Below are 22,127 nucleotides of genomic sequence, written 5' to 3' on the forward strand. Positions count from 1 at the left end.
GTCACGCAACCCATTGTTATCGCAGGTGTGGATAACTTGAGCTCGTGGCGCCACTGGGGAATCATGATTAACACTTAGTGAAGATTCAACGAGAACTCCACAGCCTGCGCGCATTCGGGTAGCGGGCATCATGCTCCTCGTATGTGCTCGAGGGCATGAACCAAGCATTAACTAATATTCCGTCCATCCGGCACAACCATCCCACCTTCTGGCACGAACTCGATAACGGCACCTACCTCAAACTCGCACCCCGCATCGCGGTGCACCGCGAACATTACCACAGCCTGAACCTGTCCTCTCAGCTGCGCCTGCGCGCCATTGCCGCCGCCCGCAGCGCCTATACCGCGGTGCTCATTTCCAAATCCGCCGCCCGCGTCCACGGGCTATGGGTGCTTGCCTCCGCCGAAGAAAAGGTGGAAATGGCCCTTCCCCATAACTCTTTGCCTAATAAGGACCGGCGCAATCCAGAACGCATTTACCGCAAAACGAAATTACCCGAACCGATGCTGGTACACGGCGCCCGTACCGTTTCTCCGGCTCGGGCGGTAATCGATATTGCCCGGTTCCACGGTTTTCGCGAGGGCCTCATTGCCGCCGATTCTGCCCTGCGCGCAGGAATTACGAAGAAAGCTCTTAGTCAGGAATTCGCCCAGATGGGCAGGGTACGCAATAGTGCCGTCGTGCGAGAAGCTATCCACCACAGCTGCGCCGCCTCCCCTTCCCCCTATGCTTCCTTTGCCCGTGCCCTGCTCATCCAGGCGGATTTTCCCTGGCCGATGTTTTTCGAGGTCCACTACACCGCCCTGCCCGGCATCACCGCGGAGCTCTGCATCAATAAGACCTACGTCATCGACATCACCGAACCAGGCGATGACACTACCACCTCCATACAGCCGCTTGCCGATGCCCCATCCACCGCGGCACCAACGAAGCCGCGGGACCACGCTGAGCGGTCCCGCGACAAGCGCCTGCGCGATGCTGGCTTTATCGTCATACGGTGCTCCCCGCAGCAGTTAGTTCAGCACCCGGAGCGCTTTATCTCTGAGGTCACGGCCACTATCTCCGCGCGCCAGAACGCTATACGCTCCCAGCAGTCCCACAACTGAGCCATTCAACGCTAAAGATGAAGCCACGCAAGGTTCTAGTCCACGCAGGGTGTCCATCTAAAAATGCGACGGCCACCGAGAGAGGGAATCTCGGTGGCCGCTAAATTCCCCTTGCCTTAAGCAAGGAAGTCTAAAGGAACTATGCAGTTGTGGCCCGGCGGGCTGCCTCGCGCTTGGCGCGGACTTTTTCTACGACCACGGCAATGCGGGCGCGTTCTTCTAGGAATTGCGGCGGGTTATGCCCGCGCATGGAGCGCACGTACGCCGGGTGCGTATCGAGCACGGTGTGCTTCCACGCCTGCACGGCGATGAGCGCGGATTCCCCGGTACACTTATACAGGTGCGGTAGGGAGACCATGTCGAGGTTGCGGGCGACGGCATCCGTTTGCTCCAGCACGTATTCCACGACCTCACGCAGGTAATCTGCTACCGCCTGTGTGCGCTGGCGCAGCGCTTCTGCCAATTCATGCACAACGATGGGCTTGGCAATGGGATAGCGCTCATCCAACAGGCGCGGGGTGAGCTGCTCCGGCTCCTCCGCATCATTCGCGCCGGAGGGAGCGGCAGAAATGGTTCCCGAACGCACGCCGGACACGAGCGCTTGGCGAAGCCCAATTAGCTCACCCACGCAGCGCCCCGAGTCCACGCGGGCGTCGTCGACGATATCGCCGAGTTCCGCCAAACAATCCATGGACAGTTCCTCATCCCAATCCTCGATTGCTTCAATGAGGTGCTCGAGGTATTCCGCGACTTCGTCGCCGATATTGTAAATCTCCTGGGTGAGCTCGCGGTGACGCAGCTCGGCGGCGATCTTCTGCATAGGCTTCGAGCCACTCCTTCCGCGGTTTTCATTTTCTAACCTCTAGTAGAGGTTGAGGTTTTCGGCGACGACTCATGACTCTATGCCAGATCGTCTACCGCGAGAGTGCGACACTCCGAAGCGTTTCACAGGTTTATGGCAGGTTCGCGCTTCGCCCATGGTGACCTGCAAGAAGGAAAACACCCGAGGAATAAAATCCTCGGGTGTACCCGTTTCACGCCTTTCTAGCGCTTGTAAATGTGCTCGATGGCGCTGGCGTAGCGTTGCGCCACCACGTTGCGCTTGACCTTCATCGTTGGCGTAAGCTCATTTTCATCCTCGGTAAGGTCGCTTTCTAGGATGTAGAACTTCTTAATGCCTTCCGCATGGGACACCGTGGAGTTGACCTTGTTGACGGCGTCTTGCACTTCGGCGCGCAGGGTGGCATCGGTAGCGATATCGTCCATAGAGCGGTTTTCTGGGATATTGTGGTCCAGCTTCCACCGCTTGAGGATGTCCGGGTCCAGGGTGATAAGCGCTCCCACGAACGGCTTGCCATCGCCTACGACCATGGCCTGCGAAATCAGCGGGTGGCCGCGCAGGATGTCCTCCATCGGGCCAGGCGAGACGTTCTTGCCACCCGCGGTAACAATCAGGTCCTTCTTGCGCCCGGTGATGGTGAGCTTGCCATCATCGTCGATTTCCCCCAAGTCACCGGTGTTGTACCAGCCGTCCTCAAAGGCTTCCTCCGTGGCCTCGGGGTTATTCCAATACCCTTCGAATACCATGCCGCCCTTGATGCAGACTTCGCCGTCATCGTTGATGCGGAGGGTAACCCCGCCGAGAGGCGGGCCGACGGTACCAATGGATTGGTCCACGTAGTCCACGGCAGCGGCCGCGGCGGTCTCGGTCAGGCCGTAGCCCTCATAGATGGGCACGCCGATGCCGCGGAACCAGTGCAACAGATCGTGGCCCATCGCGGAGCCGCCGGTAATGCAGTACCGAACATTGCCGCCTACGCCCTGGCGAATGGTGGAATAGACCAGCTTGTCAAAGAGCTTGTGCTTAATTTTCAGCAGCCGGTCTGGGCCGTCCGGCGTATCGAGTGCCTTCGAGTATTCGATGGCGATCTTTTCGGACTGTTCAAAAAGAAAGCTCTTGATGCCAGAATCCGCCGCCTTCGAGGCCGCGGAGTTGCGAACCTTTTCAAATACGCGCGGCACGCCCAAAATGACGTTGGGGCGAGAGCGGGCGAACTCGATGGAGATGGTGGAAAAATCGGACCAGTGGTTCTGCGAGGCACCGCGAATGGCCACGGCAATCGATACGGCGCGGGAAAAGACATGTGCCAAAGGCAAAAATGTCAGCGTATGGCTGCCCGGCACGGCGAAGACACCGATGGGGTTGGTGGTCAGCGCCCTAGCCTCCGAGAGCCAGTTCCGGTGCGTCAGGATGCAGCCCTTCGGGCGGCCGGTGGTGCCGGAGGTATAAACCAAAGAGGCCAGATCATCGGTATTGGTGGCGGCGATGCGGGCAGACACCTCGTCGGTGCCAACGCTGCGGCCTTCGAATTTCAAGGTATCGATGGCAGAGGAATTAATCTCTAAAACGCGCCGCAGCTGCGATGGCGAGCCCTTCAAATTCGGTTCCCCATCGTCTTGTAGGACCAGGTTTTCAACTAATTCGGAGTGCTCGCGGGTTTCGGTAATCGCCAGCACCGCGCCGGAGTCCTCGATAATCCAGCGCACCTGGGAGGCGGACGAGGAAGGATAAACCGGAACCGATGCCGCACCGGCGGCCCAGATGGCGTAGTCCAGCAGGGACCATTCGTAGCGGGTAGCAGAAATCAGAGCGATGCGATCGCCCTGCTCGACGCCTAGCGCGATTAAGCCTTGGGCTACTTCAAAGACCTCATCGATAAACTCTTTACCGGTGACATTGACCCACTCGTAATTAGCTGGGCGGGTAAACATGACGCCGTGCGGGCGCTTCTTCGCGGTATCCATCAGGGCGGTGAGGCAGGTCTCCCCCGGCTCAATGGTAAAATCCGCCGGAGTGTGCACTTGTTGCAGGGTCACGCGATGTCCTTTCGCACAGCTAATAATAATCTGTGCCTACTGTACCAACCGGTTGGCGTATCAACGCGTTTCACCCACGATCGAAGCTGTAATTATTCACGGCTTATAACACCAGAGTGGTCCATTTATTGGAGCAGTCCACCAGTTTGTCCTAGGGCCACAGGCTGCCGATAAGCGCAACGATGAGAACTAACGCAATCATGGACCACAGCGTGAGCGAGACCCGGGATTTAGGCAGAGAGCGCTTGCGGCGAACGGGCTGAGAGGTGCCAGCAACCAGCGGGTTTGCAGCGCGCTCATCCTTTTTGCGCTCTGGATCCCACAGGCCTTCGCGGGGATCGACCGGCTGGATCCTATCCGAGCTGGCGCTGGGCACGTCGCCGCTCGCTGCGTTATCGCCCGCGCCCTCCGAATGTTGTTCAGCCATGGTCTTTTACTGTAGTGCCGCGATTGCGAAACTGGGAAATTAGGACGGCGCTGCGGTCCACGGCCCACATCAGGCACCAGGCCAGCCCAATCATGATGGGCACCACGATGATGACCACGATGATCATCTGTACCCACACGGGCGCCTGCACCAAGAACTGCGAAAATGCGCTGCTCACGTCAGTCAACCACTCCATGGGTCCTTATATTACTGCCCCACGGTAATCTGGCAGGTATGTCGAGCGCACAGATACCCGTTACCATTGCCACCCCATCTGGACGCATCACCGGCTTTAGCCGCGATGGCCTCTCCTACTTTCATTCGCTGCGCTTTTGCGAAATCCCTAGCCGCTTTTCCACGGCGCGGCCGCTGGATGAGCCCCTCGACCAAGATGCGCGCACACCGCAACCGGATGAGGTAGCGCTCAGTATTACTGCCCCGGAAAACGCGACGGATTGCCCCGTGGTGGTCTATATCCACGGGGGAAGTTTTGAAGGCGGCTCGCATGAGGACGAGCGGGTGCCAGGCACGGTAACGGCCCGCAAGGGCATCATCCAAGTCCGGGTGGGCTACCGCGTGGGCCTGGCTGGTTTCGCCCGCTTTGCCGACGATGAAGCGGACCGCTACCGGGGCATCGATGACTGCGTGCTGGCGTTGGAGTGGCTACAGGACAATATCGAATCCTTTGGCGGGGATAAAACGAATATCACCCTGGTAGGACAATCCGCCGGCGCGGCGATTAGCCTGTGGCTTGCCCGGCGCGATCACTATCGCGGCGCTTTCCGGCGCGTCCTCGCCCTCTCGCCCGCCTACCCCCGCGATACCTTTGAGCACCGCGTGGCGGGATTGCACAGGTACCTCTCGGTACCTATTGAGCGCAGCGCCCTGGAATCGCTCTCGCCCGAGGCATTGGAAAAGGGCTATAAAAAGTTCCGCAAGAAGCACCGCTATGACTTGGCCCTCGGCCCGGCGCCGATGCAGGCATCCGAACTGGCGGATATCCCCATCGTGGTGAGCTCCACCCGGGATGAGTTTTACGATCTCCCGGCCGGCAAGCGCATCGATAATATGGCCCTGGGCAAGTTTATTTGTAACTACCTGTCCCAGCGCTTCGGCTTCCCGCACGGCCGCTACACGCAATGGCGCCAGCTCGCGCAGTACGTGGACCCGGACCGCCTGATGGGCCGGATGATCGGCGATTCCCTCGTTCGCCGCTGGACGGCGCAGGTGGCCTCCGGCGCACCGGGGCCAACCTGGATGATGGAGTTTACGAGGAAGCTTAAGCCAGCGCTGCACTGCGATGAGCTCTACCCGCTCTTCGGCACCGACTGCGAGCTGAACGAGTGGCTCTGCCACTTCGCCACCACCGGCGAGCCGGGCTTCCCCAACTATGGCAGCGACCACCGCGTGCTCGAATTTGATTTGGATACCGGGGATAGGCGCATCGCCTATGCCACCCTTGATTACGTGGCGGCGGCGTTTTATGAGGAAGACTAACTGCTACTGCGCCAAAGACTGAAGCGCCGCGCGCAATTCGGCTTCCGCCAGTTCCTCGCACATCCACGGGCTAAATACCGCCGGCACGGCATCGGCCGCGGCGATAAGCCGGGCGGGCTCGACCCATTCCCAGGAGTCGACCTCGTCCGGGTTCGGCTGCCACTGCGCTTGGGAGTCGAGCTCTACGCAGTAGACGGGGCAGATTTCGTTTTCCACCAAGCCGGAAGAATCCACCGCACGGTAGGAAAAGGTGGGCAGCACCACGCGCAAGTTGGATAACGCATCCGCGGGAATGCCTAGCTCGAATTCGGCGCGGCGAGTAACGGCATCGGCAGTCGCCTCCCCCGGACCAGGATGCCCGCAGAAGGAATTGGTCCACACGCCGGGCCAGGTTTGCTTGCCCAGCGCCCGGCGGGTGATGAGCACCTTTCCGTGGCAGGTAACCCACGCGGAAAAGGCAAAGTGCAAGGCGGTGTCGGTGGTATGCACCTCGGATTTGAGCGCAGTACCAATGGCTTTTCCATCAGCACCCGCCAGGACTACCCGTTCCGTCATAGGTTCAGATCCCCCACCCACGTGACGTTTCCAATGTGCAGGCGGGCATTCCAGAGGTTACCCGGCGCGACATCGTAACGGTATTGGAGGTTGACCGCGGCGCCCGCGCCCAGCGGGTGATCGAGGCCCGGGGGTTCCACGTCAGGCGCGGAGTTCTCGTCATACGGCAGGGCTTTTACCTTAGACCAGCCGCCATTCCCGTCGGCGCGCTCAAGGACGGGGTCATCGAAGGCATCGGTGGGCAGGGCCATTTCGTTTTCGTTCTTGAGCAAAATGGTTACCACGGAGCCGCCGGAATTATTGTCCGTATACACTCCTTGCAGCTCCCAGCTGACACCGAGGCCGGCATCTTTGACCGGGCTCGCTAGGTTGGAAGTGACTTCCTTATCGTCGGTGTCTTCCGCTTGATAAGGCGCTTCTTCTGAGCTGGAGACGGTGATATTGTCCCCCAGCCCGGTCTCTTCCGGCTGGAGAATGCTGCATCCGGCCAGGGTCACGGCGAGAAGGCTGACCACGCCTGCGCCTAAAGTGTGAGAAATTTTCACCGTGGATGGATCCTTTGCACGCGAAGATAACTTTATTTCTGCACAGATACCTTAGCCGAAAGCCCGCCCAAGGTATGCATCTGGGCTGCGCGCCGTGGCGTGTGGCATACTGGACTGTCTCTTTTAGGTACTCTACTTCCCTACGCGTCTTTGAATTGAGCATCCCTCCATGAAATCCCTCGTACGCATTACCCGCAGCGCTTCTGCCCTGTGGCCCTATTATCTCGGCGTGTTGCTCGCAGCGACGGTCACCGCCGTCCTTGCGTTGATTTCACCCTTTTTCACCAGGGAAGCCACCGACATCATCGTTGAGGCCCTCCAAACAAGCGAGCCGCTTGGCGATGCCCTTCGTTCCGTCCTTTTCCTAGCCCTCGCCCTCTTCCTGGCTGATGCCGCCAATGCCCTATTCCGCAATATCGGCAGCTACATCGGCGATGTCATGGTCTCGCGCCTGCGCCAGATTTTATCCAACCGCTACTTTGCCAAGCTCTTGGCGCTGCCGCAGGGCTATTACGATAATCAGGTCACCGGCACGATCATCGCCCGACTGGATCGCTCCATCGCGAATATCACGCAGTTTATCCAGTCCTTTGCCAATAATTTCTTCACGATGATCATTCAGACCATCGCGGTATTGGCCATTACCGCCTGGTACTACTGGCCGCTGACCATCTTATTGGCGCTGCTTTTCCCCATTTATATGTGGCTGACCGCGCTGACCTCGAAGCGCTGGCAAAAATTTGAAGCCATTAAAAACGAAAACATCGACCAAGCCAATGGCCGCTTCGCCGAGGTCATAGGCCAGGTCAAGGTCACCAAGTCCTTCGTCGCCGAATCCCGCGAGTTGGACCACTTTGCCCAGCGCTATGGCACCGTAGTCGATACCACGCGGCCGCAGTCCCGCTGGTGGCACATGATGGATACCTTCCGCGGCATCGCCATGGCCGTAATCTTTTTAGGCATCTATGCGGTCATCTTTTGGCGCACCCTTGAAGGCCACTTCTCCATCGGCGATATGGTCATGCTCTTGCAGATGGTCACCATGGCCAAGCAACCCGTCTTCATGATGAGCTGGATGATCGATACGGCCCAGCGCGCTATCGCCGGCTCACGCGACTACTTCAAGGTCATGGAAGAAGACCTGGAGCCCACCGCCTCGCGCGAGCTGGTCGCCGCCATCACAGACTCCGGCACCCCCGATCTGAACCTCACCCCTATTACCCCATTGGAGCCCACGCCCGGCGCGCCGGTCTTTGCCTTTGATGATGTTTCCTTCGCTTATGAAGAAGGAAAACCCGTCGTTACAAATATCTCCTTTAGCGCGCACGAGGGCCAGAAGGTCGCGCTCGTGGGTGAATCGGGCGGCGGTAAATCCACCCTGGTCAACCTGCTGCTGGGCCTGTATCACCCCTCGGCTGGCCACCTCGACGTGCTGGGCCACCGCGTCGATGACCTCACCGCTTCACGCCTGCGCGCGTCCGTCGGCGTGGTCTTCCAAGAGCCCTACCTCTTTTCGGGCACCATCCGCGACAATATTGCCTATGGCAAGCCGGGGGCTACTGAGGAAGAAATCGTGGATGTGGCCAAGCGCGCCAATGCCCATGACTTCATTGAGGCCTTCCCGGATGGTTATGACACGGTCATCGGCGAGCGCGGGTTGAAGCTTTCCGGTGGGCAGAAGCAGCGCGTGTCCGTCGCGCGCGCCATGTTAAAGGATGCGCCCATCCTGGTGCTCGATGAGGCCACCTCCGCGCTGGATACCAAGGCCGAGCGCGCGGTCCAGGCTGGCCTAGACGAGCTGATGAAGGACCGGACCACGCTTATTATCGCGCACCGCCTATCCACCATCGCGGATGTCGATACCATCATCACCCTAGAGGCAGGGCGAATTGATGAAATGGGCTCGCCTGCCGAGCTCGCGCAATCCGGTGGTATTTATGCCGAGCTGCTCAAGCTCACCCAATCCAGCTCCGCCGCGGACCGCCGCCGGCTGAAAAAGTACGGCTTTGTCACCGGGACCAATTCCCGCAGCGAGCACGGCGAAGAAAGTGAATAAATCCACTGGGACTGCTGCGCTTAAAGCGTTAAGCTTGTGTGCATGCAGTTTCCTAGCCTAGAAGAGTTGCAAGCCCGCGGAACCCGCAAGTGGACCGTCTTTGATGAGGACGTCCTCCCGCTGTGGATCGCGGAGTCCGATTTTCCCACCGCCCCCGCCGTCAAAAAGGCGCTGCAGGAGATGGTGGATAATGAAACCTTCGGCTATACCCCCTCCCCCAAGGCCTCGGGGCTGCGCGAGGCAGTCGCCGATTTCTATGCGGAACGCTACGACTGGCGCCCCAATGCCGATCACATCTTCTGGATAGGCGATGTCGTCCGCGGCCTCTTGCTCGGCGTGCAGTACTTCACCCGCAATGATTCCCCCGTCATCGTGCCCGTGCCCTCCTACCCACCGCTGCTAGAGCTCCCCCGCACGGCTGGGCGCGAAAAGATAGAAACTAGCCTCGAGCTAGAGGAAATCGAGCAGGCCTTCAAGGACGGCGCCGGTTCTATTCTCTTGGCCAATCCGTATAACCCGCACGGCCACGTCTTGTCGGAGGACTACCTCCGCGGGCTGGTGGAGTTGGCGGAGAAATACGATGCCCGCATCTTGGCCGATGAGATCCATGCCCCGCTGGTTTATGAAGGAAAGCATATCCCGGTGGCATCGCTAAGCGAGGAAGCAGCGCAGCGCACCATCACCGTCACCGCCACTTCCAAGGCCTTTAATACCGCGGGACTCAAGTGCGCGCAGATCATCTTTTCCAATGCCGCCGATGCCCAAAAGTGGAACGGTCTGACCGGCGTAGCCAAAGACGGGACCGGCACCTTGGGCGTGCTTGCCGCCGAGGCCGCTTACCGCCACGGCGGGGGCTTCTTAGACGAGGGAATCGAGTACCTGCGCGAGACACGCGACTGGTTGGTGAAAGAACTCCCGCAGCGCATCCCTGGGCTAAAGACCTCGCAGCCCCAAGCCACCTACCTGTTGTGGCTAGACTTTTCCGATACCGCCCTCGCTGGCAATCCCCAGCCCGCCAAGTGGCTGCGCGAAAACGCCCGCGTCGCCCTCAACGAGGGCGATACCTTCGGCACCGGCGGCCCCGGCCACGCGCGGTTGAACTTCGCCACTTCCCGCGAGATCTTGGGCGAGGCACTCGACCGCATGGAAAAGGCCTTCGCCGAGCTCGACTAGCTCCCCCGCCATCCTTTCTCCTCGCCCCATCGCACGCGCGATGGGGCTTTTATTGCATTTTCACCATGCTTTGATTTCTCAACAGGTGGGCAGTAATATCTCATTACACGAATAGCCCCTATAGGGCTACAGAATTCGCATTCTCGTTCGCGCCCCGCCACCACGGCTCTCGGCGCGGCCGATGGTTTTAGTACGCAATGTTAAGGAGCCAGGATGGCTACCACCACCGCCTCAGGCACCCCCAAGAGCAAGGCCACCGTTGTCATTGCTTCGCTCATGCTCTTTTCGATGTTCTTCGGCGCCGGCAACCTCATTTTCCCGCCCATGGTGGGCGTATCCGCCGGTACCAACTTCTGGCCCGCGGTGCTGGGCTTCCTCGCTGCCGGCGTACTCTTGCCCGTCCTGGCCATCATCGCGGTCGCCATTTCCGGCCGCTCCGTGCGCGACCTGGGCGCGAATGGCGGCGCTATCTTCGGCGTCGTCTTTTCCGCCATGGCCTACCTGTCCATCGGCGCTTTCTACGCGCTCCCGCGCACCGGCGCGGTCTCCATGGAAACGGCGATTACTCCCCTTTTGGGCTGGGAAGGCACCCTGGCTAGCGGTTTATTCAATACCATCTTCTTCCTCATCGCGCTCGGCCTGGCGTGGAAGCCCAATTCCATCATCGATACCCTGGGCAAATTCCTCACCCCAGCCCTGGTTGCGCTGCTGGTCATCCTCATTACCTTGGCCGCGCTGAATCACCCGCGCGATCCCCAGATGCCCACTGAAGATTACGTTTCTTCCCCCATGGTCACCGGCCTTTTCGAGGGCTATAACACCATGGACGCCATCGCCGGCCTGGCCTTTTCCATCGTCATCGTGGGTTCCCTGCGCTCTAAGGGCTTTAAGACCCAAAAGTCCCTGGTGAAGGGCACCATCACCGCGGCGCTCGTCGCCGGCGCCCTGCTTGCCGCCATCTACCTGGGCCTTGCCTGGGTAGGCCAGACCTTGCCCGATGGCCAGTCCTATGATTCAGGTGCGCCGCTGCTTGCCGAGGCCGCCAATCTCACCATGGGCACCTTCGGCCAGGCCCTCTTCTCCGCCATCGTCGTCCTCGCTTGCCTGACCACCGCGGTGGGCCTTATTACCGCCACCTCCGCGTTCTTCGAGATGCTGGTGCCGAAGACGACCTACCACCTGTGGGCCTGCATCTTTACCGCGATGTCTATCCTCTTCGCCTTCCAAGGCCTCGACACCGTGCTATCCATTGCGGTGCCGTTTATTACCTTCCTGTACCCACCGGCCATTTCCCTTATCCTGCTCACGCTTATCCAGCCGGCGGTAAAGAAGTCCGTCGTGTTCTACTGGACCTACCGCCTGGCCCTGTGGGTATCGGTCATCTGGTCCGCCCTGACCGTCATTTCCGCGCAGGGTTGGGGCACCACCGCCCTGGATCCCGTCTTGTCGCTGTCGCCGGGCCAAGCGGTGGATCTTGGCTGGATCGTGCCGACCGTCATCGCGGCAGTTATTGGCCTGATTGTGGATATCTCCACCAAGGCCGGGGAGAAGCACTCCAACTCCGTGACCGCGGCGGCCGATGCTGATGACGAGGCCGTCGTTGACTCGCCGCTCGATGCCGCGGCATCGCCAAAGAGCTAAGCTCTCTCCTTCCACACCCCGCCGTGGGCCCGCATTCCTCGGGCTCCGCGGCGGGGTTTTGTCTGCGATTTCAACTCAGCTAGGGACGCCGGGATGCGCATGGTCGCGCGAAAAAGTACGGAATAGCCCCGCCCCACGTACCGTTGCACTATAGGTACTATCCCCGCGAGAAAAAGGATTATTTTCCCATGACTGATCAGGCGCCGCTTTCCGTATTGGACTTTTGCACCATCTATGACGGTGAAACCCCTGCCCAATCCATTAACCGGTCGGTGGAATTGGCCCAAGAAGCCGAAAAGCTGGGGTATTCCCGCATGTGGTACACCGAGCACCACAATATGAAGTCCATTATGTCCTCCGCGCCCGCCGTCCTCATCGCGCACATCGGCGCCAAGACGGAGCGCATCCGGTTAGGCTCCGGCGGCGTGATGCTGCCCAACCACTCGCCGTACGTCATCGCCGAGCAATTCGGCACCCTGGAAGAGATGTACCCGAACCGCATCGACTTGGGCGTCGGCCGCGCCCCCGGCACGGACATGAATACCTTGGGCCGTGCGCTGCGCCGCGATGGGCAGTCTGCCGAGCGTTTTCCAGAAGACGTCAAAGAGCTCAATGCGTACCTCGAGGGCAAGGCCTATATCCCTGGAGTTAGCGCGATTCCCGGAGCTAATACGAACGTTCCTATCTATATTCTGGGCTCGTCCATGTTCGGCGCTTCGCTCGCGGCAAAGCTCGGCCTCCCCTACGCCTTTGCCTCCCACTTCGCCCCGCAGCACCTCGAGGAAGCAACCACCTACTACCGGGAAAACTTCCAGCCTTCCGAGCGGTTTACCAAGCCCTACGTCATCGCCGGGGTAAACGTCACAGCCGCCGATACTATGCAAGAGGCAGAAGCCGAGTACGAGCGCGTGTGCTTCAACCGCGTGAAGTCTTTCGCCGGCCGCGGCAAGTACCTGACCGATCAGCAGGTAGAGCAGATCATCGAGTCCTACCAGGGCCAGCAAATCCTGGACATGCTGCGCTACTCCGCGGTGGGTACCACCAAGGAAGTCACCGAATACTTAGAGAAGTTCCAAGAGCACGCCAAGGCCGACGAGCTTATGATTTCCCTGCAGTCCAGCTCGCACGAGAACGTCATCAAGAATATGCACGTGCTTGCTGAGGGCTGGCAGCTCGATCCAGCCAACGTAGCGGGTACCCCGCGCTAAACCCCGCCTCACTGCGCTACAAAGCGCCGCGTTGGGCCGCCCTCGGCCTCAACGCTGGCCGCTCGGTGCCACCGAGGCTCGCCACACAACAGCCGCTGAGATTGCCCTAATTAATGGCAATATATGCCTCCCCCCGAATGGTTTTAGAGCGTTTATGTGTTGAGTAACACACACGTTATTCTTCATTTATGAAAATTTTGCGCGCGCGCTCAGCGCTGGGCTGTCTCGCGATGGTGACAGCGCTGGGCGCGGTAACAGCTTGTTCAGCGGGCCATACCGCGGTGGTAGATACCACCGGCGACGACGCCGTCCTAACGGTGGCGTCTAGTTCTGGGGCCACCTCGCTCGATTTCACCACTACCGGTGGGGCCGCCGCGCCCTCGGCGCTTATGGATAATGTCTATGAAACCTTGGTGCGCATCGATGAAGACGGCTCCATCACCCCGGGCTTAGCCAAGGACTGGGACATCAGTGAGGATGCGAAGACCTATACTTTCCACCTGCGCGATGGCGTGACCTTTTCCAATGGCGACCCCTTTACCGCGCAGACCGCAGCCTTTTCCATTAATTACGTAAAAAATGACTGGGCCAACGGCATTTCCGCTGCCATGGACCCGGTCGAAAGCGCCACCGCAGTAGATGACCACACCCTCAAGGTGCGCCTAGAAAAGCCCTCCAATGGCTGGCTGTGGTCCATGGGCACCACCATCGGCGCAATGATGTCACCTAAGGGCATGGATGACCTCGCAGCGAAGCCTATCGGCACCGGCCCCTACGAGGTGGCGGGATTTTCCCCCGCAGAATTCGTCTCCTTGCACAAGCGCGATGATTACTGGGGCACACCGTCTGAGCACGATGTCACGGTGCGCTACTTCCCCGATGCCATTTCCTCGGTCACCGCGCTGCGTTCGGGCGGAGTGGACGTCGTCTGGGGCGTGGGTAATCCCGAAATCCTCGATTCCCTGGATGATTCCATCGATACCAACGTAGGCACCACCAATGGTGAGGTCCTGTTATCGATGAATAATGACCGCGCCCCCTTCGACGATCCGCGCGTGCGGCAGGCCGTGGCCTACGCCGTCGACCGCGAGGCGGCCAATGACATCGTGTGGTCCGGCATGGCCACCGATACCGGCGGCGCGCCCATGCCGCCCACCGATCCTTGGTTCGAGGGCAAGAACTATTACGACTTCAACCCGGATAAAGCCCGCTCGCTGCTTGCCGATGCCGGCGCCGAGGGCACCCCACTCACCATCACCGTGCCCACGCTCTACTACGCCCAGGCCATTTCCGAGCTGCTGTACTCGCAGCTTTCCGATGTCGGTTTTGATGTCACCCTCGAAACCGCCGAGTTCCCCGCCGTGTGGCTGGGCCAGGTTCACGGCGCCAAGGACTACCAGATGTCGATTATCTCCCACGTGGAGGCCCGCGATATTCCGGCGCTTTTTGGCAACCCGGATTACTACCTGAATTACGATTCCGCCCGCACGCGCGAGCTGCTCGATAAGGCCGATACCGCAGCGCCTGAAGACTATCCCCGCCGCATGACGCAGGTGGTGGACCAAATCATGGCCGATGCCGGCGCGCTGACCGTGATGAATATGCCGAATGTCGTTTTAACGCGCCACGGCATTAGCGGCTTGCACACAGATCAGGTCACCGACGCGATAGTCTTGCGCGATCTCACCGACGACAAGGAGGACCAATGAGTACCTCTCGAGCCCAGGCCTTAATCCGGCCGCTGCTGCGCTTTGTGCTCACGCTTTTTCTCGCCTCCCTCATCATTTTCGCGCTCATGCGCGCCGTGCCCGGCAACCCGGCGCGCGTCGCGTTGGGGGTTAATGCCACTGATGATGCCATCGCCGAGCTCAGCGCGGAACTCGGCCTGGACCGGCCGCTGCTCGCACAGTATGTCGAGTGGGTAAAGGGCCTGGCCACCGGCGATTTCGGCAAGTCGCTGTCCTCGCAGCAGGACATCACCCCGCTCGTCCTTGACCGCCTGCAGGTCACGCTCATCCTCATCGGCCTGGCCATGGCCTTGGCGCTGGCCTGCGCGATTCCCATCGGTATGTGGTTGGCGCACAACCGCAATTCGCGGGTTGCCGGCTTGGTCTCTGCGGGAACGCAGCTGGGCATCGCCGTACCAAGCTTCTTGGTCGGCATCATCTTAGTGGCCATCTTCGCGGTCCACCTGGGCTGGCTGCCGGCCAATGGTTGGGTGCCACCTAACCGCGGCGTAGGCGATTTCCTGCGCCACCTCATCCTGCCGGTCATCGCCTTGGCCCTGGTCCAGGGTGCGATGCTCACGCGCTATATGCGCTCCTCGGTGCTCGACGTTATGGACCAAGACTATATCCGTACCGCGCGCGCCCTGGGCGATTCCCCGCGGGAGGCCCTGCACCGCCACGGGCTGCGCAATGCCGCGCTGCCGGTACTGACTGTTTCTGGCCTGCAATTGACCTCGATGGTGGTAGGCGCCGTGGTCATTGAATCCGTCTTCGTCATCCCCGGCGTAGGTTCCATGCTGCTCGATGCAGTCTCCGTGCGCGATCTGACCACGGTGCAGACGCTTGTCATGCTGCTGGTCACCTTCGCGCTGGCAGTAAACATGCTTACCGATGTCGCCTACCGCCTCATCGATCCCCGAATCAAGGCAGGTGACGCACGATGAAAATGCGTTTTTCTGGTTGGCTAGGCGCCGTGCTCGTCGGCGCGGTCGTAGTAGTCGCCCTCGTATCGCTGGTGTGGACGCCGTACGATCCCACCCTCGCGCAACCGGGCAGCCGCCTGTCCGGCCCCACCGCAGATCATCTCTTGGGCACGGACCGCTTCGGGCGCGATACCGCCTCGCGCATCATGGCGGGCGCGAAAATCACGGTCTTCGTGGGGCTTATCGCCGTCGGCATCGCAGGGCTTATCGGCATCCCGCTGGGGATCCTCGCGGGCATGCGCCGCGGCACCTGGGTAGAAGCGCTGGTCATGCGCGGCGCCGACGTCGTAATCGCCTTCCCGGCGCTTTTGCTAGCCATTATCGCCGGCGCGGTCTGGGGCCCATCGACGCTTACGGCCATGATTGCCATCGGTATTTCCGGCATCCCGTCCTTTGCCCGCGTGGCGCGTTCAGGCACGCTGCAGGTGGTCACGCAGGACTATATCGCCTCCGCCCGCATCTCCGCCGTGCCGGGATGGAAGGTGGCGGTGCGCCATGTCCTCCCGAATATCGCGGGCCTTATCATCGTCCAGGCGTCGGTGTATTTTGCCCTCGCCATCCTCGCAGAGGCGGGCCTGTCCTACCTCGGTTTGGGGACGCCTCCCCCGGCCGCCTCGTGGGGCCGCATGCTGCAGGACTCCCAATCGCTGCTGAGCACCGATCCCCTCCAGGCCCTCTGGCCAGGCCTTGCCATCGCCGCCACGGTCTTGGGCTTTAACCTGCTTGGCGATGCCCTCCGTGATGCCCTCGACCCCCGCATGAAAGGAGCCACGCGATGAGCCTTTTAAGCGTGCGCGATCTCAGCCTCAGTGCCTCCGAATCCTCCCTCGTCGGGCCTCTTAACTTCGAGCTCGAGGCGGGCGAAAAGCTCGGCATCATCGGCGAATCCGGCTCTGGTAAATCACTGACCGCGCTGTCCATCATGGGCTTGCTGTCCACGGGCATTTCCGCCACCGGCGAGGTCACAGTGGCCGATCACCAGATCATCGGCGCGCGGGATTCCGCTATCCGCCCGCTGCGCGGCAAGACCATGGCCATGGTCTTTCAAGAGCCCATGAGCGCGCTGGATCCCTTAATGCGCATTAGTGCCCAGCTCACCCACGCCGGCGCACACGATACCGCCGCGGCCCTAGAGGAAGTCGACCTCGACGCCGACCTCGCCTCGCGCTTTCCCCACCAGCTATCCGGCGGGCAGCGCCAGCGCGTCCTCTTAGCCATGGCCATGGCGGGCAGCCCCGACGTGCTCATCTGCGACGAGCCCACCACCGCCCTCGATGCCACCACGCAGGACGGTGTCCTCCGCGTCATCGAGCGCGTTACCGAACAACGCGGCACCGCACTGCTTTTTATCACCCACGACCTCAATGTCATCCAGCGCATGTGCCCGCGGGTGTTGGTCATGCGCGATGGCTACATCGTGGAAGAAGGCCGCACCGAGCGCGTGCTTACTAAGCCCCGCCACGCTTATACCCAAGAGCTGGTCTCGGCCTCGCAGCCGCCCGACTTCGCCCTCACCCCGGCGGGCGAGGGGAAGGATGTGGTGGTATTGGAGGGCATCGGCAAGCAGCATGGCTCCCAGGCCGCGCTGGCGGGGATCGATCTCCGCGTGCGCCGCGGCGAGCGGCTCGGCATTGTCGGTGGCTCCGGTTCCGGCAAGACCAGCCTGCTGAAGATTGTGGCGGGCCTGGATGCCCCGACCTCTGGAACCAGCACCGTGGACGGGCGCGTGCAGATGGTTTTCCAAGACCCGCAAGGTTCACTGAACCCGCGGCTGAAGATCTGGAAATCCATCGCCGAGGCCATGCCCGGGCGCCTATCCAAGGCCGAGCAGCGCGAGCGCGCCGCCGCCGCACTGGAAGAAGTGGGAATTTCCGGCAAAGCGCTCGACCGCTATCCCCACGAGTTTTCCGGCGGGCAACGCCAACGCATCTCCATCGCCCGCGCGCTGTGCGGCGAACCGGATATTCTACTTGCCGATGAAGCCGTCTCCGCCCTCGATATGTCCGTGCAAGCCCAGGTGCTGGAATTGCTCGCCCGCCTCATTGAGGATCGCGGGCTGACCCTGCTATTTGTCACCCACGATCTCTCCGTGGTGCGCGGGCTCTGCGATAGGGTCGCCGTGCTCAACCGCGGCGAACTGGTCGAACACGGTCCCACCGAGCGCGTGTGGTCGAAGCCCGAGAGCGACTACACCCGCCGGCTCATCGCCGCCGCAGGGCAATAAATTCCCACGGCGTAAGGTGGTTGCGGTAGACGTTTTTAGCGAAAGGAGTCCCACAGGCTCGTGAGCATCGACCACCCTATCCCGCAACGCCCCAGCACCACCCAGTTGCTGACCGCCTTTAATACCGCCTCCGTGCGCTGGCCCGGTGCCCTGCGCGCGGCCCTGGCACTGCTGATTCCCGGCACCTTCGCCCTGCTCACCGGCCACGACTACGCCATCCTGCTGCTGGCCACCGGCGCCTTCGCCGTGATTTTCGGCGAAGGCCATCCCTTTCGCACCCGGCCCCGCGTCATCCTCACCGCTGGCTTAGCCCTGACCACCGTGGCGACCGTGGGCGTGCTGGTCGGCCACCTCATTTTCGTCCCCGGGCACGGGCACTGGTGGCTGCTGCTCGCCGGTCTTTATTCCCTCCTGCTCGCCGCGCTTTGTGGCTTCACCCAGAACGCGCTGCGCCTGCCGCCGCCGGGCGCCTTCTTCCTCGTCTTGGTCGGCGGCGGTTCGGTGATGTTGGCGCGGACGGATACCAGTGTTAGCCAGCTGTTCCTCTGGTCCCTGACCGGCGTGCTGGCCAGCCTGCTTTTGGGCATGGCGCCCGCGCTCATTGATGTGCACGGCCCCGAACGCCGCGCCGTCGCAGCCTTGGAAAAGGCCACCGCCGCGTTTGTCTCCGGTGAAGATGATTCCCTCGCCCGCCACCACCAGGCCCAGACGGCGTTGTCGACGGCCTGGCAAGCGCTTGCCGATGCCGGCATCATCCGCGGCGGCCGCATCATCAATACCGCCGCCGCGGGCTTGGTGGATCGCACCTTGCAGGCCCAAGGGCGCATCGTCGCGCATAACCGCGCGCTGGATCTGGGATCCTCTTCGGACCTGCTCACCGATCACGCTACCGATGTGGATCCGCACCGCACCGCCATCCCGCACACCCACCCCACCGGCCGCTACCGCATCTACCGCGCCGCGGTGCGGGATTCGCATGCCATGGTGACCACGCAAAAGATCGTGGTCTCCGCCGCCATCACAACGGTGGTCAGCCTGTCTTTAGGCTTTGACCGCCCGGACTGGGGCGTGGTCTCCGCCTTCCTCATGCTGCAGTGGGGACCGGACCACGTCGCCGGCACCGTCCGCGGCATCCACCGCATGCTCGGATCCATCGTCGGCGTCATGCTGTTTTCTATCTTCCACTACTTCGGCGTATCCGGGTGGAGCTTGCTCTTAGCCCTCGCCGCCTGCCAATTCTGCGCAGAGATTTTCGTGGCCGAGAACTACGCCATCTGCGTCATCTTCTCCACCCCGCTCGCACTGCTCATGGGCAATTCCGCGCAGCGCCCCCTCTGGCCCACCATCCAGGCGCGCATCAGCGAGGTCCTCATCTCCATCATCGTGGCCACCATCGTGCTGTGGTTCTGGCAGCGCTCCGCGCCCGTCCGCAACCAGCACCGCTTGCAAACCCGCGCCATGGAATCCATGTCCACCCTGCTCGGGTTGCTGTTTATCAATACCCCCGAAGAGGTCCTAGCCAGCCGCCGCGACCTGCAATACGAGTTGTTATCCGAGCGCCGCGCCATCCAATCCCTCGCCGCCGATAACCCCGCCACCGCCCGCGAATTGTGGCAACGGCACATCGCCATCCAGCACGCGGGCTATTTCCTGCTCGATTATTGCTCCACGCACCCGTTCAGGATGGCGAGCAGGGAGGAGCTAGATGGCATCGTCAAGCAGATTCACGCCGCGCATGCCCAACCGCGCTAGCTTGTGGAATGCGCTGCGGTGCTGAACAATTGAAGCCACGACTCCCGCCGAGCTAAGGACACCGTGACTTCTTCCTCCCGCGCCTATAAGCGCTCCCTCGAACCGCACGATAAGGGCAGCGCCGTCGGGCTCTACCCGCACAATATGCACCCCGGGCTGGTGCCCGGCATCAGCGTTGAGGACCAACGCAACCGCTTCGGCCTGGATAAATCGCTATTTTCCATCACCGCCGTCCTCATCGTAGCCTTCATCATTTGGGGCATTACCATGCCCGATAACCTGGCCGCCGCCTCCTCCACCGCCTTTAACTGGGCCATTACCAATACCGGATGGCTGCTGAACATCACCATGCTGCTGGCCACCGTGACCATGGCCTATATCGGGTTCTCCCGCCTCGGCCGCATCAAGCTCGGCACGGATACAGAAAAGCCCGAATTCAGCTACTTTAGCTGGGTAGCGATGATGTTTGGTGCCGGCATCGGCGTCGGGATCTTCTTCTATGGGCCCTCCGAGCCGCTATCGCACTACCTCAGCCCTCCCCCGCACACCGTGGATAACGGCAGCTCCGTCGAGGCATTGCACCAAGCCATGGCCCAATCGCACTTCCACTGGGGCATTTCCCCGTGGGCGGCCTATGCTTTGGTTGGCGCGGCGATTGCCTATTCCTCCTACCGGCGCGGGCGCGTTCCCCTCATCTCTTCCATCTTCCAGCCGCTCTTCGGCTCCCGCGCCACGGATGGTCCGCTGGGCAAGCTTATCGATGTCATGGCGCTTATCGCCACCCTCTTCGGCACCGCCGCTACCCTGGGGCTTTCTGCGATTCAAATCGGCGAAGGTGTCAGCATCATTCGCGGCGCAGGCCCCATGACCAATTCCGCGCTCATCATCGTCATCGCCGTTTTGGGCTGCGCGTTTATCGTCTCCGCAGTCTCTGGCGTCGCGCGCGGCGTGCGCTACCTGTCCAACTTCAATATCACCTTGACCTTGGGGCTAATTGCCTTCGTCTTCTTGGTCGGGCCCACCCTATTGCTGCTAAACCTCATTCCTTCGGGCATCGTGGTCTATATCGATCAATTCCTGCCCATGATGGCCAAGGGGCTGTCGTGGGGCGATGAAACCATTGAATTCCAGTCCTACTGGACGGCGTTCTACTGGGCCTGGTGGATTGCATGGACGCCGTTTGTGGGCATGTTCGTCGCCCGCATCTCCCGCGGCCGCACCATCCGCGAATTCGCCGCCGTCACCATCTTCGCGCCCACCGCCATTTTGGCGCTGGCTTTTACCATCTTTGGTGGCACCGCCATTTCCTTCAATCAGGATGGCGTAGCGGGTTTCGACGGTGAATCCTCCAATGAGCAGGTGCTCTTTTCGATGTTCCAAGATCTCCCCCTCGGCACCATCACCCCGTTTATCCTTTTGGTTATCCTCGCGGTCTTCTTTGTCACCTCGGCTGACTCTGCCTCTGTGGTCATGGGCACCATGTCCTCCAAGGGCGACCCAACCCCCAATAAGCTCATCGTCATCTTTTGGGGCCTGTGCATGATGGGCATCGCCATCGTCATGCTGCTGACCGGTGGCGAAGACGTGCTCACCGGCCTGCAAAACCTCACCATCCTGGCCGCCCTGCCCTTCTGCCTCGTGCTGCTAACTATGATGGTGGCGTTCATCAAGGATCTGCGCTCTGATCCAATGTTTATCCGCCGCACCTATGCCCGTTCGGCGATGGACAATGCGGTCATGCGCGGCATCGCGGAGCATGGCGATGAGTTCGAGTTCTCCGTCCAGCACGCCGAAGACGACCGCGGGGCCGGCCATGACTTCGATTCCGCCGCGGACCGCTACACCGAGTGGTACCAGCGCACGGACGAAGAAGGTCGAAACGTCGACTACGACTTCGAAACCGGCGAATGGTCCGACGGCTACGACCCAGAGGAGGAGAAGTAATGGGTCTTCCCAGCGAGGTTGTCCTCGATGGCTACACCCTCATCGAGCAACACGAGATTGACCACGAATTCTTATTGCGCGGCTCGCCGCTTAGCACCAACACTCCCCTGCTCTTCGCGCTCACCATCGCCGGCATCGCGCTCGTCGCCGCCAGCTTATTCCTGCGCGGGCGCGGGCGGGTCATCGCTGGTGTACCGGGCGCGGTGCTCACGGTGAGCAAGCTGTGGTGGATGCCTTTCGCTTTGGCACGGCACTTCGATGACGGTCAGGTCTTTGGCTATACACTCAAGTACTTCCCGCAATACTGGCCGGTGGCCTCGGTCATTGTCGGCGCCATCGCGCTCATCGGCCTTGCCTCTGCCTTTATCCGACGGCCTTAGCCGCCGAGCACGGCACCTCCAGCGACCTGCCC

At 61.2% G+C, this 22,127-nt stretch carries 19 protein-coding genes; 13 read left to right on the top strand and 6 right to left on the bottom strand.

Features of this window, described 5'->3' with window-relative positions:
• The first annotated feature begins 155 nt into the window (after window positions 1-155).
• Window positions 156-1,106: a hypothetical protein gene (locus tag ACLI1Q_RS09200; RefSeq protein ID WP_239268630.1), complete on the top strand. Its 951-nt coding sequence runs from the start codon at window positions 156-158 to the stop codon at window positions 1,104-1,106.
• 139 nt (window positions 1,107-1,245) lie between these two features.
• Here ACLI1Q_RS09200 and ACLI1Q_RS09205 read toward each other — a convergent pair whose 3' ends face one another.
• From ACLI1Q_RS09205 to ACLI1Q_RS09220, 4 genes are all read right to left on the bottom strand, one after another.
• Window positions 1,246-1,926 carry a hypothetical protein gene (locus tag ACLI1Q_RS09205; RefSeq protein WP_239268632.1) on the bottom strand — a complete coding sequence of 227 codons (681 nt, stop codon included), beginning with the start codon at window positions 1,924-1,926 and terminating at the stop codon, window positions 1,246-1,248.
• Between the two features lie 224 nt (window positions 1,927-2,150).
• On the bottom strand, window positions 2,151-3,983 hold the full coding sequence (locus tag ACLI1Q_RS09210) for an AMP-dependent synthetase/ligase (protein ID WP_239268634.1): 1,833 nt from the start codon (window positions 3,981-3,983) through the stop codon (window positions 2,151-2,153).
• Between the two features lie 151 nt (window positions 3,984-4,134).
• The gene (locus ACLI1Q_RS09215; RefSeq protein WP_239268636.1) at window positions 4,135-4,410 is read right to left on the bottom strand and encodes a hypothetical protein; all 276 of its coding nucleotides are present in this window, start codon (window positions 4,408-4,410) and stop codon (window positions 4,135-4,137) included.
• Window positions 4,403-4,606: a hypothetical protein gene (locus tag ACLI1Q_RS09220; protein ID WP_005278067.1), complete on the bottom strand. Its 204-nt coding sequence runs from the start codon at window positions 4,604-4,606 to the stop codon at window positions 4,403-4,405. Before ACLI1Q_RS09220 ends, ACLI1Q_RS09215 begins: the two co-directional genes overlap by 8 nt.
• Window positions 4,607-4,644: 38 nt before the next feature.
• On the opposite strand from ACLI1Q_RS09220, the gene ACLI1Q_RS09225 reads away from it, so the two are divergent.
• Window positions 4,645-5,907, top strand: coding sequence for a carboxylesterase family protein (locus ACLI1Q_RS09225; RefSeq protein WP_239268638.1), 1,263 nt, complete (start codon window positions 4,645-4,647; stop codon window positions 5,905-5,907).
• 3 nt (window positions 5,908-5,910) lie between these two features.
• Here the strand turns inward: ACLI1Q_RS09225 and idi are convergent, their stop codons facing one another.
• On the bottom strand, window positions 5,911-6,462 hold the full coding sequence (gene idi / locus ACLI1Q_RS09230; protein WP_239268639.1) for an isopentenyl-diphosphate Delta-isomerase: 552 nt from the start codon (window positions 6,460-6,462) through the stop codon (window positions 5,911-5,913).
• On the bottom strand, window positions 6,459-7,007 hold the full coding sequence (locus ACLI1Q_RS09235) for a hypothetical protein (RefSeq protein WP_239268641.1): 549 nt from the start codon (window positions 7,005-7,007) through the stop codon (window positions 6,459-6,461). Before ACLI1Q_RS09235 ends, idi begins: the two co-directional genes overlap by 4 nt.
• 169 nt (window positions 7,008-7,176) lie before the next feature.
• Between ACLI1Q_RS09235 and ACLI1Q_RS09240 the strand changes: the two genes are divergently transcribed.
• The 11 genes from ACLI1Q_RS09240 to ACLI1Q_RS09290 all read left to right on the top strand — a co-directional run bounded on the left by ACLI1Q_RS09240 (window position 7,177) and on the right by ACLI1Q_RS09290 (window position 22,095).
• Window positions 7,177-9,063: an ABC transporter ATP-binding protein gene (locus tag ACLI1Q_RS09240; RefSeq protein ID WP_411696967.1), complete on the top strand. Its 1,887-nt coding sequence runs from the start codon at window positions 7,177-7,179 to the stop codon at window positions 9,061-9,063.
• Between the two features lie 42 nt (window positions 9,064-9,105).
• Entirely contained in the window at window positions 9,106-10,236 is a 1,131-nt protein-coding gene (locus tag ACLI1Q_RS09245; RefSeq protein WP_239268645.1) for a MalY/PatB family protein, read from the top strand.
• A gap of 213 nt (window positions 10,237-10,449) precedes the next feature.
• The gene (gene brnQ, locus ACLI1Q_RS09250; RefSeq protein WP_284771595.1) at window positions 10,450-11,877 is read left to right on the top strand and encodes a branched-chain amino acid transport system II carrier protein; all 1,428 of its coding nucleotides are present in this window, start codon (window positions 10,450-10,452) and stop codon (window positions 11,875-11,877) included.
• Between the two features lie 188 nt (window positions 11,878-12,065).
• On the top strand, window positions 12,066-13,085 hold the full coding sequence (locus tag ACLI1Q_RS09255) for an LLM class flavin-dependent oxidoreductase (RefSeq protein WP_239268649.1): 1,020 nt from the start codon (window positions 12,066-12,068) through the stop codon (window positions 13,083-13,085).
• A gap of 188 nt (window positions 13,086-13,273) precedes the next feature.
• Window positions 13,274-14,794, top strand: a complete 1,521-nt coding sequence (locus ACLI1Q_RS09260) for an ABC transporter substrate-binding protein (protein WP_284849554.1) — start codon at window positions 13,274-13,276, stop codon at window positions 14,792-14,794.
• Window positions 14,791-15,756 carry an ABC transporter permease gene (locus ACLI1Q_RS09265; RefSeq protein ID WP_023023469.1) on the top strand — a complete coding sequence of 322 codons (966 nt, stop codon included), beginning with the start codon at window positions 14,791-14,793 and terminating at the stop codon, window positions 15,754-15,756. The genes ACLI1Q_RS09260 and ACLI1Q_RS09265 overlap by 4 nt, the downstream gene beginning before the upstream one ends.
• Window positions 15,753-16,574 carry an ABC transporter permease gene (locus tag ACLI1Q_RS09270; protein ID WP_239268653.1) on the top strand — a complete coding sequence of 274 codons (822 nt, stop codon included), beginning with the start codon at window positions 15,753-15,755 and terminating at the stop codon, window positions 16,572-16,574. The genes ACLI1Q_RS09265 and ACLI1Q_RS09270 overlap by 4 nt, the downstream gene beginning before the upstream one ends.
• A complete protein-coding gene (locus tag ACLI1Q_RS09275) occupies window positions 16,571-18,019 on the top strand; it encodes an ATP-binding cassette domain-containing protein (protein ID WP_239268655.1) in 1,449 nt (482 codons plus the stop codon). The genes ACLI1Q_RS09270 and ACLI1Q_RS09275 overlap by 4 nt, the downstream gene beginning before the upstream one ends.
• A 60-nt stretch (window positions 18,020-18,079) precedes the next feature.
• Window positions 18,080-19,771 (top strand): FUSC family protein, encoded by a 1,692-nt coding sequence (locus tag ACLI1Q_RS09280; protein WP_411696968.1) that lies wholly within the window; start codon window positions 18,080-18,082, stop codon window positions 19,769-19,771.
• A 144-nt stretch (window positions 19,772-19,915) separates the two neighbouring features.
• Complete coding sequence (locus ACLI1Q_RS09285) at window positions 19,916-21,715, top strand: BCCT family transporter (protein ID WP_239268771.1); 1,800 nt, start codon at window positions 19,916-19,918, stop codon at window positions 21,713-21,715.
• A complete protein-coding gene (locus ACLI1Q_RS09290; protein WP_239268659.1) occupies window positions 21,715-22,095 on the top strand; it encodes a hypothetical protein in 381 nt (126 codons plus the stop codon). Before ACLI1Q_RS09285 ends, ACLI1Q_RS09290 begins: the two co-directional genes overlap by 1 nt.
• The last annotated feature ends 32 nt before the right edge of the window (window positions 22,096-22,127 follow it).

The sequence above is a fragment of the Corynebacterium limaceinasi genome (genome assembly GCF_046717465.1).
Lineage (GTDB): Bacteria > Actinomycetota > Actinomycetes > Mycobacteriales > Mycobacteriaceae > Corynebacterium.